Origin of the sequence: Cryobacterium sp. TMT3-29-2 (genome assembly GCF_004564305.1) — a bacterium.
GTDB classification, from domain to species: domain Bacteria; phylum Actinomycetota; class Actinomycetes; order Actinomycetales; family Microbacteriaceae; genus Cryobacterium; species Cryobacterium sinapicolor.
The window spans coordinates 19,497-32,711 of the sequence record NZ_SOGK01000091.1 but is presented as its reverse complement, the minus strand read 5'-3'; the positions used below and the strand labels follow the sequence as shown (position 1 = coordinate 32,711).

Annotated in this window: 14 protein-coding genes; 8 read left to right on the top strand and 6 right to left on the bottom strand. The window is 63.9% G+C overall.

Annotated features, from left to right (window positions below):
- Positions 1–200: 200 nt before the first annotated feature.
- The 3 genes from E3O67_RS10225 to E3O67_RS10215 all read right to left on the bottom strand — a co-directional run bounded on the left by E3O67_RS10225 (position 201) and on the right by E3O67_RS10215 (position 1,559).
- Positions 201–794 carry a dihydrofolate reductase family protein gene (locus E3O67_RS10225; RefSeq protein ID WP_135102630.1) on the bottom strand — a complete coding sequence of 198 codons (594 nt, stop codon included), beginning with the start codon at positions 792–794 and terminating at the stop codon, positions 201–203.
- Positions 795–1,025: 231 nt separating this feature from the next.
- Positions 1,026–1,322: a HigA family addiction module antitoxin gene (locus tag E3O67_RS10220; protein WP_370260412.1), complete on the bottom strand. Its 297-nt coding sequence runs from the start codon at positions 1,320–1,322 to the stop codon at positions 1,026–1,028.
- A gap of 9 nt (positions 1,323–1,331) precedes the next feature.
- Positions 1,332–1,559 carry a type II toxin-antitoxin system RelE/ParE family toxin gene (locus tag E3O67_RS10215; protein ID WP_304999323.1) on the bottom strand — a complete coding sequence of 76 codons (228 nt, stop codon included), beginning with the start codon at positions 1,557–1,559 and terminating at the stop codon, positions 1,332–1,334.
- Between E3O67_RS10215 and E3O67_RS16955 the strand changes: the two genes are divergently transcribed.
- The gene (locus E3O67_RS16955; RefSeq protein ID WP_167726573.1) at positions 1,560–2,108 is read left to right on the top strand and encodes a hypothetical protein; all 549 of its coding nucleotides are present in this window, start codon (positions 1,560–1,562) and stop codon (positions 2,106–2,108) included.
- A 688-nt stretch (positions 2,109–2,796) separates the two neighbouring features.
- Entirely contained in the window at positions 2,797–3,060 is a 264-nt protein-coding gene (locus E3O67_RS10205; RefSeq protein ID WP_198418973.1) for a histidine phosphatase family protein, read from the top strand.
- A 458-nt stretch (positions 3,061–3,518) separates the two neighbouring features.
- Here the strand turns inward: E3O67_RS10205 and E3O67_RS10200 are convergent, their stop codons facing one another.
- Complete coding sequence (locus E3O67_RS10200; protein WP_198418972.1) at positions 3,519–4,199, bottom strand: TetR/AcrR family transcriptional regulator C-terminal domain-containing protein; 681 nt, start codon at positions 4,197–4,199, stop codon at positions 3,519–3,521.
- Positions 4,200–4,279: 80 nt separating this feature from the next.
- Between E3O67_RS10200 and E3O67_RS10195 the strand changes: the two genes are divergently transcribed.
- From E3O67_RS10195 to E3O67_RS10185, 3 genes are all read left to right on the top strand, one after another.
- Positions 4,280–4,855: a DUF4386 domain-containing protein gene (locus tag E3O67_RS10195; protein ID WP_135102628.1), complete on the top strand. Its 576-nt coding sequence runs from the start codon at positions 4,280–4,282 to the stop codon at positions 4,853–4,855.
- Between the two features lie 144 nt (positions 4,856–4,999).
- A complete protein-coding gene (locus E3O67_RS10190; RefSeq protein WP_134433375.1) occupies positions 5,000–5,968 on the top strand; it encodes an NAD(P)-dependent alcohol dehydrogenase in 969 nt (322 codons plus the stop codon).
- A gap of 448 nt (positions 5,969–6,416) precedes the next feature.
- A complete protein-coding gene (locus E3O67_RS10185; protein ID WP_135102627.1) occupies positions 6,417–6,929 on the top strand; it encodes a LysM domain-containing protein in 513 nt (170 codons plus the stop codon).
- A 70-nt stretch (positions 6,930–6,999) separates the two neighbouring features.
- On the opposite strand, the gene E3O67_RS10180 is transcribed toward E3O67_RS10185, so the two are convergent.
- A complete protein-coding gene (locus tag E3O67_RS10180) occupies positions 7,000–7,617 on the bottom strand; it encodes a phosphotransferase (RefSeq protein WP_241979416.1) in 618 nt (205 codons plus the stop codon).
- Between the two features lie 547 nt (positions 7,618–8,164).
- Here E3O67_RS10180 and E3O67_RS10175 point away from each other — a divergent pair.
- From E3O67_RS10175 to E3O67_RS10165, 3 genes are read left to right on the top strand one after another with little or no spacing between them, the layout of a single operon-like run.
- Entirely contained in the window at positions 8,165–8,641 is a 477-nt protein-coding gene (locus tag E3O67_RS10175) for a DUF2975 domain-containing protein (protein ID WP_134433369.1), read from the top strand.
- Complete coding sequence (locus tag E3O67_RS10170; protein ID WP_134433367.1) at positions 8,641–8,913, top strand: helix-turn-helix transcriptional regulator; 273 nt, start codon at positions 8,641–8,643, stop codon at positions 8,911–8,913. Before E3O67_RS10175 ends, E3O67_RS10170 begins: the two co-directional genes overlap by 1 nt.
- A 14-nt stretch (positions 8,914–8,927) precedes the next feature.
- Positions 8,928–12,650 carry an SCO7613 C-terminal domain-containing membrane protein gene (locus tag E3O67_RS10165; protein ID WP_135102626.1) on the top strand — a complete coding sequence of 1,241 codons (3,723 nt, stop codon included), beginning with the start codon at positions 8,928–8,930 and terminating at the stop codon, positions 12,648–12,650.
- On the opposite strand, the gene E3O67_RS17835 is transcribed toward E3O67_RS10165, so the two are convergent.
- Positions 12,586–12,846: a GNAT family N-acetyltransferase gene (locus E3O67_RS17835; RefSeq protein WP_370260416.1), complete on the bottom strand. Its 261-nt coding sequence runs from the start codon at positions 12,844–12,846 to the stop codon at positions 12,586–12,588. The two genes, E3O67_RS10165 and E3O67_RS17835, sit on opposite strands and share 65 nt — an antisense overlap.
- Positions 12,847–13,215: the final 369 nt, after the last annotated feature.

The following is a 13,215-nucleotide window of genomic DNA, read 5'->3' as shown; positions in this document are numbered from 1 at the left end:
GACCACGCAAGACCTGGATGTCCTTCACGTCCGCCCCGGCTCGGACGATTCCGTCGCTGCCGCCGCCGAACGAGTCGCACTGAAGCATGGGTGGGACGCAAAGTGGCTGAACGAGCGGGATGCCCACCACGCCGTTCGGCGTGATCGTCTCCACGGCACTGTCCGGCTGCTGATCGCCGTCAGGGCCCACAAAGTGACCCCTAACGTGCCCCGCGCACCGCGTACCGGTGCATCGTCACTCCTTGGTCGAACGAATCCTGTTCCAAGAGGTCGAGCTCGAGAGGCTGGTCGAGAGCGTCGAAGAGCGGCCGGCCGGCTCCGAGCACGACAGGGTGTGTGAACAGCAAGAGCTCGTCGAGCAGGTGAGCCCGCATCAGCTGGGTGGCGAGGTTCGCGCCACCGATGCCGATTTCTCCGTCCGTCTCCTGTCGCAGCACGGCGAGCTGTTCGATCGCGTTGTCGTCGCCGATGATGCGCGTGTTGTGTTCGGCCGTGGTGCGCGTGCGCGAGACGAGCACCTTGGGTTTGTCCGTCCAGATCTCGCCGTACGCGCGCAGGAAGCCCGGAAGGGATTCGTCTGTGCGCGCGTTCGGCCAGAACGGATCCATCATCTCGAAGACTTTGCGGCCCTGAACCATCATCACCAGCGCCCGCGCGCGAGCGTTGAATTCGCGATGCAGCGGCTCGCCCAGGCGGATCCAACTGGGCCCTCCGATGTCACCGTGCTCACCCACCTCGCGCTCGATGAAGAGATCAAGCGAGACATTCATCCAGTAAACGAACCGGCCGGCCATGACCACTCCCTTCGCCGAGCCACGATTGCAGGGACTCCTACACGCTAGCTTTTTGAATTAGCGATGGGCGGGCTCGGCACCACCCTACAACTCGCCCCCGGCTCCACGGCGACCGCCTTTGTTGGTCCGCAAGTCGGACCTCGACGGACGCAGATTCAGCGCCAAGTCACGAAGATTCCGAAGTCTCGGGGGAGTGGTGTTTGGGAACCCTCAACGGGCGCATCGGCCTCGCTAGGCGCTCAGGAGTGACCGGATCTGGTTGAGCTCTCCCGCGTGAGCAGCAGATTGCACGTCAAGGTCGTATCGGGTCTGGAGGTTCATCCAAAATCGATCCGTTGTGTCGAGTGCTCGTGACAGCCGAAGGGCGGTGTCCGGGCTGATACCTCGCTTACCGTGAACGATCTCGTTGATGCGGCGCGGGGGCACGGCGATTGCCTGGGCAAGACGGTATTGGCTGATGCCAAGCGGAGTGAGGAATTCTTCGAGAAGAATCTCGCCGGGGTGAATGGGCTCGTGTGCGGCAGTCACAATATCTCCTCAGTGATAGTCGGTGATTTCGACATTTATTGGCCCAGCGGGTGTCCACGTGAAGCAGATGCGCCATTGGTCGTCGACTCGGATGCTGTGTTGGCCTTTTCGGTTGCCCTGCAGCTGATCGAGACGGTTGCCCGGTGGAACGCGCAGGTCATTGATGGTTTCAGCGGCGTCGAGTATCAGTAGCTTTCGATTCGCGATTCGCTGCAAGTCGGGGCCAAACCTGCGCACATGGACCCGCTGCCAGACAGGCTCAGTGTCTTTTTCTGCGAACGTCTGGATCACACCATTAGCATAACGCTCAGCGTTATTATCGTCAATCGTTATCAATTCCAGGCAGGGCACGTGGACGCCCACGACGAACGCCAGGTCGCGGTCTGGATGAAACGACTCACGTCCGTACCGGGCATCGGGGGCAAAAAAGCGTTGACCTACTGCTTGCAGGTTGAAATCGAGGGCACCAAGCAGGTCGTTTCGCCTGTTTACCCTGGACGTTCCGCGACCATATCCGTCACCCCGAACTGGCGGGGGAGTCATAGCGCCAGTTACGGAACGACGGCCTATAGAAATCGCTGCGGGCCGGAACGAGTAGGTTGTGGCTATGCGTATCAGGGGGTTTCGAGGGGCGAGTGCGGTTCTGGCGGCGGCTTGTTTGGCGGTGGCGATGATCGGATGTTCTGGGTCGGTACCGGAATCTGGTGGACCGGTTTCTGCGCCGACGATGACCGTAACAATAACTCCGACTCCGACTCCGACTCCGACCCCGACGCTGATCCCTGAAACCGATACATGCGACAACGCTTTCACCGCTGACCTGAATTCGAAAATGGCGACGGACGGACTCACTTTTCGTGATTACGGCCCCGGCGGTGAACTGGACTCAGTGGTCGGAGCTGACGGCCTGCGCTGCGAGTGGACGAAACCGCAGACGGACCTGACCGTTCGGTACGCGAACTGGACCCGGGATATGCCGGCTTGGGATGTTCTGAGAGCTCAGCTTCTAGCTGACGGGTACACCGAGACCGGCCCGTGGTCGGCCAGCCGGCCGACACCGGAGTTCGACTCCGCGTACCGGTACCGCGACGGCGTCATCCACTACGCGAGCCCAGCCCGTTTCATTGGGTGGGTGACTGCACTGCAATAGGAGGTGGCGCTCACGGATGCTGCCACGCCGACTCCATCATCTCGTAGGTCACCCGGCCGAATTGGAGGGCATCCGCTCGCTCCAACTGAGCGGTCCAGCAGCGCATCGACTGGTGCGGGGGAGTCTGCCTAGCGAGGGCCGAGGGTAATCGGCCCCGCCGTGTCGCAGGGGTGAACACTGGCCTCTGCAGCAATTAATGACTTCCATGAGAACCGCGGCGCGCTACTACTGTTGCCGTATGTTCACGAGCGAGCCGCTGCCCAGCCACCCCGCTCCGGATGACCCGTCGGGGAAGCTGGTTCTCTTGCGCCATGGGGAGACGGAGTGCTCGCTGGCCTTCAAGCGGAGGTCGATCCGTTTCTCGTTGAGTGGGACTACGGCGGGTACGAGGGGCGTACGACGCGGGACATCCGCAGCGAACTCGGCTACAACTGGAGCGCATTCACCCACGGCGTGATTCGCGGTGAGACGCCCGGCGAGACGGTCGAGGAGGTCGCCGCCCGCGCGTCGCGGGTGCTCACGCGGGTGCTGCCTGCGATGGTTGAGGGAGATGTCGCTCTGATCGCGCACGGCTCCTGCGCATTCTGACCGCCGTGTACCTGAGAATGGCCCCTCGATTCAGTGCTCAAATCACCGGTTCCCTGTAAACACAAGGGGATCCGAGGGTTTTCGGAGACATTCAGCAATGACTGAATTAAGGCTTGTACCTTCAAGGGCTCGCAGGTTTAATTCCTGTCAGCCCACCAAGGGCCGTTCGCGAAACTCTTCACGAAACGGTCCGGTCGAAGCAAAAGGAAATCGCTCCTCAGGCTTCTCAGGAGCGATTTCTGGTTACAGCGGATCTTGCGGCTCTTCGTGGCTGCGAATTCATGTTCAACGACGCCGCTCAAGCTGCTTTGTCTGTATTCACGCGCGTCGAATTGTCTCGAATGCTGGGTGATTTGTCCTCTCGGGCAGTACGTGGACCGTCGCGGGACGGTTAGGTCCGTAGCGGTGGTCCGCCGGTCTCATCCGATGAAAGGTGTTTGGCCTTGTCCGGCCGAACGTCACTGACTAGGAGAAACGGAGTCGCTGAGAAGGGCTACTTTGAGACCGTCGAGAATCAGTTCGAGACCGAAGTCAAATTCGTTACCGAAGGCGTATCCGGGCTGCAGGATCAGCGATATTGCCATCGCGGCGAGGTTTTTGAAGGAGTCGGCCATGGCTTCCTGCTGCGCCATAATGGCTTCGGTCGCGTCGCCGATGTCGCCGGACGGGTCGAGCGGCAGCGAGGCCTCCTGCTGGGCGAAGCCCAGCACGTAACTGTCCAGGATCGACATGGCGTGGCCCGTCATGGCCATCGAGAAGCCCGCAGCCGTTAAGCAGCCGATGACTGAATCGAGGTGACCGAGGGTCGCCGGCCCAGGGGATGTTCGGGCCTTCATGCTGATGGCCCAGGGATGATGTGCCAGGACACTGCGCGTCGACCCCGCCCGCTTCCGCATGGCCGCCCGCCACTCGTCCCCAGCACTCGGCGTCGCGAATTCGGAGTGCACGATGTCGAGCATCCCGTCGAGAAGATCTTCCTTGTCCTTCAAATGGTAGTAGAGCGACATGGCCGTTATGTCGAGTGCGGCGGCCAGCTTGCGCATGCTGAGCGACTCGATCCCGTCGGCATCGGCCAGCGCCATGGCGACCCTGATCGCTCGCTCACGGGTGACCGGTGTTCTATCTTCAAGCTTCGCCATAGACACCACCATACGCCGTATGGTACTTTCGCACTATTCACCATACACCGTATGGTGCGACGACTGGAGATGAGAAACGTATGAGTAATCCACGCACAATTGCCCGCACCGTCGGCGCGCTGATGCTTGCCGCCTTTTTTCTTTACGGCACTGGAAGCGCTATCGCGACGACCGCTTCCCCCGGCGGGCTCCTCACCGCAGGCGTGGTGCTCATGGTGTTGAACTCGGTGGCCGTGATCGCGATCGGAGCTGTCATGCTTCCTGTCCTTCGGCCACACGCTCCAGGAATCGCGGCCAGCTACCTCGCCACCCGGATCTTCGAGGGTGGGTTTTTGGCGGTCGGCGCGGTCGCGCTACTCGCCGGCATGGGCGGCACCAACTTTCTTGCATACAACATTGCGATGGCGGGCCTTGGCGTCGGTAGCCTGCTGTTCTGCCTTGCGCTCTACCGCTCACGCCTCGTGCCACGGTTCCTGGCCGTGTGGGGATTTATTGGCTACGCGTTATTCGCGGGCGGGTGCTTTCTCGAACTCGCCGGCGTAGTGGGTGCCGGCCTCGTTTCCACCGTTCCGGGTGGCCTGTTCGAGCTGTTCTTCGCCATTTGGCTCATTGTGCGGGGCTTTGGCACGACCGCAGCCGTAACGGCTCGGGCATGACCGTCCCCTGTCCCACAAAAGGCCAGCCGTGCTTGGGCACCGCTCCGGCCCGGCCACCGGTGACGTCACCGCCGCCCGGCTGTGGGCAGCGTCGAAAGACGTTACCGGTATGCGGTACCCTGCAGCCGAACTAGGAGGCACATCTTGAAGGCAATAGTTCAGCGGGAATACGGCGACGTAGAAGTGCTCAAAGTGGAAGACATCGACCATCCGGTCGTTGGCCACAACGACGTTCTCGTCCGCGTGGTGGCCGCGAGCCTCAACCATGCCGACTGGATTCACATGTCGGGCATGCCGCTTGTCGCGCGATTGGCCTTCGGCATTCGAAGACCGAAAGCGATGACGCGGGGCAAGGATGTCGCGGGCGTCGTCGAGTCGGTCGGCACCAATGTCACGGCTTTCCGCCAGGGCGACGAGGTCTACGGAGAGCTCAGTTCAGGAACCTTTGCGGAGTACGTCGCCGCACCCGCCTCGCTTCTGGCGCGAAAGCCGGTCAATTTGACCTTCGAGCAAGCCGCCGCGGTGCCTCTGTCCGGGATGACAGCTTTGGTCGGCTTGCGCGATGCCGGTGCGGTGACCCCCGGTCAGCGGGTGCTGGTCAATGGGGCATCCGGGGGAGTGGGGACTTTTGCTGTGCAGATCGCGAAGGCGCTCGGCGCCGAGGTCACCGCCGTGAGCAGCGCCGCCAATGCTGCGCTCGTGCAATCACTCGGTGCCGACCACGTCGTCGATTACGGACGCGAGGACTTCACCCGTGGAACCGCTCAGCACGACGTCATCTTTGATCTGATCGGGAACCACACGCTGACCGAATTGCGCAGCGCACTCACTTCCAAGGGAGTCCTCGTGCTCTCCAGTGGCGCAGGCGGACGCGTGGTCGGGCCTATGGGGCGCATCCTCAAAGCCGTTGCCGTATCGCCATTCATTGACCAGAAACTCAAACCATTCACCCAGAACGGCAGCACGAAAACGCTGAACGAGCTACGCAACCTGATTGAGGCCGGGCGGGTGACCCCCGCAATCGATCGCATCTATGGGCTTGCCGAGGTGCCCGCTGCCATGCGGTACTTCGTCGACGAGCACGCCCGTGGAAAGGTCGCGATTTGCGTCTGATCTCGGAAGCGGATGGACCCGACCTCATTTAGGCGTTGGACCGGAGGACTTTGATGAGCAGCGCGGTGAGCCCCCCATCGGTCGCGAGCTAGGTGCGCCACGCATCCCACTGGACGGGCGTCAGCAGCCCAAAGAACCAATCGACATTGCGAGCAACCATACTCAGCCTATAGGCAAACGTGGTGCTGGCCGTTGCCCCTCACCATGTGCTCGTCGACCGCAAAGCATCGAGAGCTCAGCGATCTGCTCATCGGCCCGCGGCATCCGGGCAATTCAGGCGACTGAAAAGTCCCCCTGCTTCGCCCGCAAGCCCAACCGCCAACGGGAGGGTTCATAGCGACCGGTGCGTCCGGTGGCGACGTCGGTCGAGCCATCTCGTCCCTCGGGCCCGCGGCGGGACCGGCGATGCGGCCGACTGCCATACTGGGCGCGGCGGGGAGGGGACCTGATGCCACGACTGACGACATCCGTTCTGGGGAGCATCGCTCTGGTGCTAGGGCTGGTGGCCTGCTCGCCCCCGACAACGCAGACTCCACCGGTCGACACGGCCGTCCACACTGATGCGTCGGCCCCGCCCGACGGCGCGGTCGACGTCGTCATCCCCGACGGTGTCATCGGCACGGCCGAGCTCACGTCGGCTCCTGACGGCTGCGTGCTCACTCCCGGGGCGGTCGGCACGATCACCTGGGACCTGCCGGACACCCGCCCCGGGCTGCTCGCCGTCGACACCGGCGCCCGGTTCGGAGCCGGCGGTGCCACCGCTTCAGCCGATGGTGCCCCGCTCTCCTACCGTGCGGTCGCCGACGACACGCTCAACGACATCGCCGAACGCTTCGGCATCACAGACGACGACCTCGGCTTCCTCAACCCGCTCACCAGTCGCCAGCTCCAGGCCGGTGACGATTTGAACCTCCAGGTGGCATTGCGTGGCGGCGCCTCGGTTTCCCCGCCTTGGGCCTGAACGCCGCTTCAGGGCATGAACCGCCGCCCAGGGGATAGTGGCCGTGTAGAAACTACCTGGATATCCGCGTTCACGGGGCCTGCAGGCTTGCGATCATGTCGATAAGTCGGTCGCGGTCGCGGCGGTACAGTGCGGCATGCTCCAGGAAATCTATGCGGCCAGTGTCGGCGGCCCGTTGATCCGTGAAAACGGCCAGATCCTCCATGCGGTCCGCTGCTGCCCGAAGAACGGCAGCCTGGTCAAACACATAGCCGTAGGAACGGATGAGCGCATCGAGCCGGCCCGGGCGAGCATCTCGTCCTGGCGCGTCAGGGTCTGAGTACTCGCCGAGCGGGACGAGTCGATATGCGAGGTAGGCGAGGTCCCAAATCCGTGGCCCGGGGGAGGCCATGTCAACGTCGATGAGACCCGTGATGTGCCCGTCTTGGAAAACCATGTTGTACGGTGCGACGTCGTTCAGGCACACCACCTGTATTGGTTCGTGTGCAGGCAACTGCCATTCAGCGGCCGCGTGCGCGAGGGGTGCGCTCGCGTCATGTACCCGTCGGAGCAAGGACCCAGCCTCATGCAGGATCGTCGGCGACCAGATCCAGCTGGGCAACGGGTAGTTGCCGACGACTCCCGGAAGGTAGGAGAGCACTCCTCGGCCCTGCTCGTCCAGGCCGAAGGGCTCAGGTACTTCCGTCACTCCCGCCGCGCGGAGTGTGGTCAGAAATTGATGGACCGCGGGAGTCCAAGGTCCCGCGGGGCGGCGAACGGTATCGCCCACCCGCACAACCACACTCGAGTTTCCGCCAGCCAGAACCTCTTCATCCATTCCTCCAACCTAAAGGGTTGTTAGCGGAACGCCTTGCTGGCGATTATCCGTGAACGTCAGCTTCTGCCGTTCTGGTTTTGTTCATGGTTCGGATCATCGCCACGTGCGGCCAGGCCTCGAGCCCTCGCGCAGGTTCTCTATCCATTCGAACGCTTATCGCCCGGCCCCAGTCACGTGTCAAGAAAGCACGTAAGCCGAGGTGCTCGTAGTATGGCGCGTCCACGGTTCGTCTCAGAATGTGGTCAGCGTCACGCCCGGGAGTCCCTGTTCCTAGCCCCAAGAATCAGCCACGGTCCCGGCCGAGCGGTCTTTGTGCTTTCAGCATGCGGTGAAGCCGCATGCTGCCGTGGCTTCCGTTATACGCTGGCGCGATGTATCGTTTGTCGATAGTAGTGTACTGATTATCGATAGGAATCACATGCACAAGGCAACCATCGTCTCATTGAAGGCCCTCATCGTCGCGATGATCGTCCTTCTCCTGGCCTGCCAGCTATTCATGGTCCCGGGGGTGGCGCGGCAGTCTGCCGAGATCTACGCAGATCTCCGCTATCTTCAGACGCCGGGCATCATCGTTGCCGTACTCTTCCTACTCTGCGTGCAAGTCGTGCTCTTGTGCGTGTGGCGGCTCCTGTCGATGGTACGCACGTCCGTCATCTTCAGCGACGACGCGTTCGTATGGGTCGACGTCATTCTTGGCGCCATCGTCCTATCGACCCTCCTCATCGCCGTGTCGATGGCCACCCTCGCATCGGCGAATGTCGCCTCCCCATCGGTGATGCTGCTGTGCGCACTCGGCGTTGTCGTCGGTGCGGGACTCGCGCTGCTGATCCTGGTGCTCCGCGGACTCCTGCGCAACGCGCGACAACTGCAGCAGGACCTGTCGGAGGTGGTCTGATGCCCATCGTCATCAACCTCGACGTCGAACTCGCCAAGAAGAAGATGTCCGTCGCTGACTTCGCGGCCGCGATCGACATCACCCCGGTGAACGTATCTGTGCTCAAGAACGGCCGGGCCAAAGCGGTGCGCTTCTCGACCCTCGACGCGATCTGCCGCGTACTTGAGTGCCAGCCGGGCGATATCCTCATCTGGGTTCCGGACGGCTCAGGGCCAGATGCCTCGGATCCGCACAACCCGCCGCGAACGAGCGATGCGACGGAAGCCTCGTGAACACGCCTGCCCGAATGACGAGCCAGTGGAGCGACCTCGCCGTCGCACGTCTTCTGGACGATGCGTCCTGCCCGTCCTGCGGGGTCGACGCCCTGCAGAACAGGCGCTGCCGTGATTGCGGCGTCGACCTGAACGGGAAAATCGGCCTCGAACTTTGGACCGCCTCCCGGGAGGCGGCCACCGCACTGCTAGCGCGGCAGTCGGTGCTCGAACGTGTGCCGCGCGTGCTCGCCGAGCCGTCTGCAGCAAGTGCGACCGAACCGTCGCCAGCATCCGCAGCCCTTGTTGCGCCCGCCGCAGCCAGCCCAGCTGTCGCGGATCCGCGCTCGAGCGTCACAGTTCAGTCGGTGCTGGCGGTCGCGGGCGCTGGGCTGTTCGCGATCTCGGCGATCGTATTCACCTTCTTCAACCCCGACCTCAGCGATCGTGTGCTGCGCAGCGTGATCGTCGGCGTCATCACCCTCTTGTTCCTGGGCGGCGCCTGGCTGCTCGCCCGGCGCAGGCTGCAGTTCTCGGCCGAGGCTGTCGGTGCGCTTGGCATGTTGTTCGTCGCCCTCGACGTGTACGCGCTTTCCGAACTGACCCCGAGCGGCTTTAGCCCGTGGGTGGTCACTGCGGTCGGCACACTCGCCAGCGGCTCGGTCATGGTGGCCCTGTCGCGGGTGGCGCGCATCCGGACCTGGCTCTGGATCTCCCTGCTCGGCCTTTCCGTGGTGCCTTCGATGCTCGGGTACGCGGGCGGCACCGTGTTGTCGGCGGTCATCGGACACCTCGGCACCGCATTCGTCGCTTTCGCACTCGTCGCACTCGTCCGCGCCACGGCAAGGAGATTCGACGGGGGCCTCCGGGCGGAACAGGTGACGCTGACGGTGGTGCAGGTGGTCGCCGTCGCAATCGTGCTCGCTCAGGCGAGACTGATCGAGGCCGGCAGCACCACGGGATACTGGCTCGGAATTTGCGCCGTCCTTGCCGCGATTGCGGTGCTCGCTGGCCTCGCCACCCGGAACCTCGCACGCGGTCTCTGGAGCTTCGTCGCCGGGGCTGCCGGCGTGGCCGCATTCACCGGGCTGCCATTCGCCCTCGACCTCGGAGCGTATGGCGCCGATCATTGGTATTTCGCTTTCAGCGCTGTCGCGGGCGCCGCAGGACTCATCGTCCTGGGCGCCCTGGCGCCGACCCCGGCGACGATCGAGCGGCGACGGTACACCGGCGGCGCGTTCGGGATGGCCGTGGTGAGCGTCCTGGCGACGGTGCTCGTGGCGCTGATGATCGGCGCCGCGAAGGTGCTTGGTTCCGTCAGCGGTTCCGATCTCGTCTCCTCAGTGATCGATACTGGCGGCGTGCTCGCGGTCGTGCTCGGCCTCGCCGCTGGTGCCTTTGGCTTCGGGGCCTTCGCCGCAATCACCCTGCACCGGGACATCGCCCAGGCGCACCGCGCGAACGGGGTGGCGGCCCTCGCCATCTGGCTGGCGTCGCTCGCTGGGCTCGTGCTCGTCTGCACCCCCGGCCTCTTACCCTGGGCTCAAATCGGGATCGCCCTGGGACTCGCGGTATCCACGAGTGCTGCGCTCATTCTCGTCCCGAGCCTCCGGGCGGCTTCCCTCCGCTTGCGCCTTCCCCTGATTGTCGCGGCTCATCTGGCTGTGCTTCTCGCGGGCATCATCTCGTGGACCGACGATCGCCTCGCGGCGTGGGCGGGCATCGCAGTGGTCACGGCCATCATCGCGCTCGCGCGAACCGTGCCCGCCGGGACTCGTTTTCTCCACGTCGCTGTCGGCTACGCCTACGCTCTCGTGGTCGTGGCGACAGCGCTCGGACAGCTCGGCATGGGCGCGATCGCGCTCATGTGCCTAACCACGTCGATCGGGCTGATCGGCGCCATCGTCGCGACCGCTCTTCCGCAAGTGAAACCCGCAGCCTGGTACTCGATCCTGGTCGTGACGTCCGTGCCCTTTGTGATCGGCGTGATCCAGGTGGTCTTCGAACGCAGCGGCTGGACTGCTCTCTCAACTGGCATCATGTTCCTGCTTGCGATGACCCTCCTCGTCTCCCGCCGGCTCGGACTCGGCATCCTGCTTCGCGCAATCGCCGCCGGCCTGCTCATTCCGTCCCTGGCCGTCGTCGTCGTATGTCTCGGCGCCGAGGTGCTCAGGGGCAGCGCCTCTCCTCTGACTTTGCCGGTCATCGCGGCGATTGTCGCTCTCGCGCTCCCGAGCACGGGGGTGATTCGCTCGGCCCTCCTGCGACGTGGCGTCGGCGAACGGGGCGCCACGGTCGCGCGGATCGCCATCGAGGCGTCTGCCATGCTCACCGGCGCAATCGCCGTCGGGCTGGCGCTCATCCGGGTGGCGGCTGGCTTGCCGACGACATTCCTCGTGCTCATCATTCTCGCCCTCGGCGCAGCGGCGACATCGTTCTGGGCGAAGCGCCGCTACGGGTGGTGGACCGCGGCTGCCTGCCTAACGGGAGCCCTGTGGTGTGTGTGGGCTCTGGCCGGTATCAGCCTGCTTGAGCCGTACCTGCTTCCGCCGAGCCTCGCAGCGGCGACCATCGGCCTGCTCCTCACCGCGCGCGGCGCACAGGGCGTGCCGCTGTATACCTGCGGGCTCCTCGTTGCCATCGTGCCGACCCTGGTGGTGCTGGCGGTGTCGGAGGCAGGTGAAATCGGCGGAGCAGCGTGGCGCGGCTACGGGCTGGTCGCTGCGGCGTGGGCGCTGCTCGGGCTCGGCCTGCTGCTCCACCGGGGCACGTCGCCGCGTGCAGATCGGCTGCGCACACTCTGCAAGCCGACCTACGGGGTCGCGATCGTGGCGGGTGCGGCCGGGGCGATCCAAGGCGTGCGATTCGGCGTCGGTGCCGACATCGTCGCGACCGGGGCGATACCGTTGGTCGTTCTGTGCCTCGGGATCGGCCTGGCGGGTGCCGTGCCAGCTGCCGTTGCGGCGGGGGCCATCCTTTCCCATGCCGCGGTACCTCACGCGGCGCGCAGCCGATGGTCGTCTTTCGGTCGTCTGTGTGCTCGCTGGCTGTATGCCCCCGCCACCCTGTACGTCGGGCTGGCGACTTGGACGGCGATCGAACGAGACTGGTTCACGATCTGGCTGATGTGGTCGCTCATGGTCACCTACCTCGCCGCCATGGTCCTTATCGCGGTGCGGATGCGAAACGGCCGGACGAGCCTGCCTCCCGTGTGGCTCCTCTTCACGCTCGCGTTCGTCACTGCGATCGTGGCTTGGAGCCCGCGTGACTTGCGGGTCGAGTGGTTCTCGCTGCCCCTGGGCCTCTTCTTGCTCTTAGCCGGTGTTGCCGCCATACGCGGAAGGCAATCGGATACAGCGGACATCAAGCGTGGCACGCTCGGCAGCTGGCCCGCCCGCTGGCACGGCTCGTGGCCGCTGCTCGCCCCCGGACTCGGCGTGATGTTCTTGGCCTCGATCCTCGCGACCTTCACCGACCCTCAGACCTGGCGGGCCATCCTCGTGATCGCGATCGCGCTCGTCGCCATTCTCGTCGGCTCTAGCTTGAAACTCGCGGCTCCTTTCCTGCTGGGCATTTTCGTACTGCCCATCGAGAACATTTTCGTGTTCGTGGTGCAGATCGGCCGCGGCATCGAATCGGTGCCGTGGTGGATCACGCTGGCCGTCGTCGGCGCCGTGCTGCTCATCATCGCCGTCACCTATGAGCGTCGAGCCGGGCACGACAACAGCATCGCGGCGCGACTGCGCGACCTGGCATGAAACGGTCGTTCTCGCTCCACACCTCGAGGACGGCAGTTGCGGAATCAGTGGCCAGCCATTTGGCCTCGAAGGCTTCATAGAGTCGACTGCCGATTCCTCGGTTCCAGGCCTGCGGGTCCACGTAGAGACCTACCAACTCGAAAAGGTCGGCTCGCGCATCATCCGGATGCCAGCTATGTCCGCAGCAAACTCTCACAACGTCACCGTTCGGATAGTCGTTCGTCAAGTCGACGCCACCATAGCTATCGAACACGGCGACAATGTCGACCTCGAGACCGAGCTCCTCTTTCACTTTTGCACGCAAAGCGGATCCGCATCACCGACGACTCCTACGGTGCCGGCTTAACCTTCGATTCTGCAACTGGCCTCGTGACCAACAACTGATCCGCGATAAACAAAAGCGAACCTTGGGGAGCAGCCCGGGGTCACTCCGCCCACAGCTACGTCGGGAGACAGGCCCCAGTTTTTTTGCCGTGAAGGAGGTTTAGATGTCCCGTGAGAGGTCGCTCAGTTGTAGTGCGTTCGAAGTCGCTGTGAGATCAGTAACCTGCATACCTGATCGGTA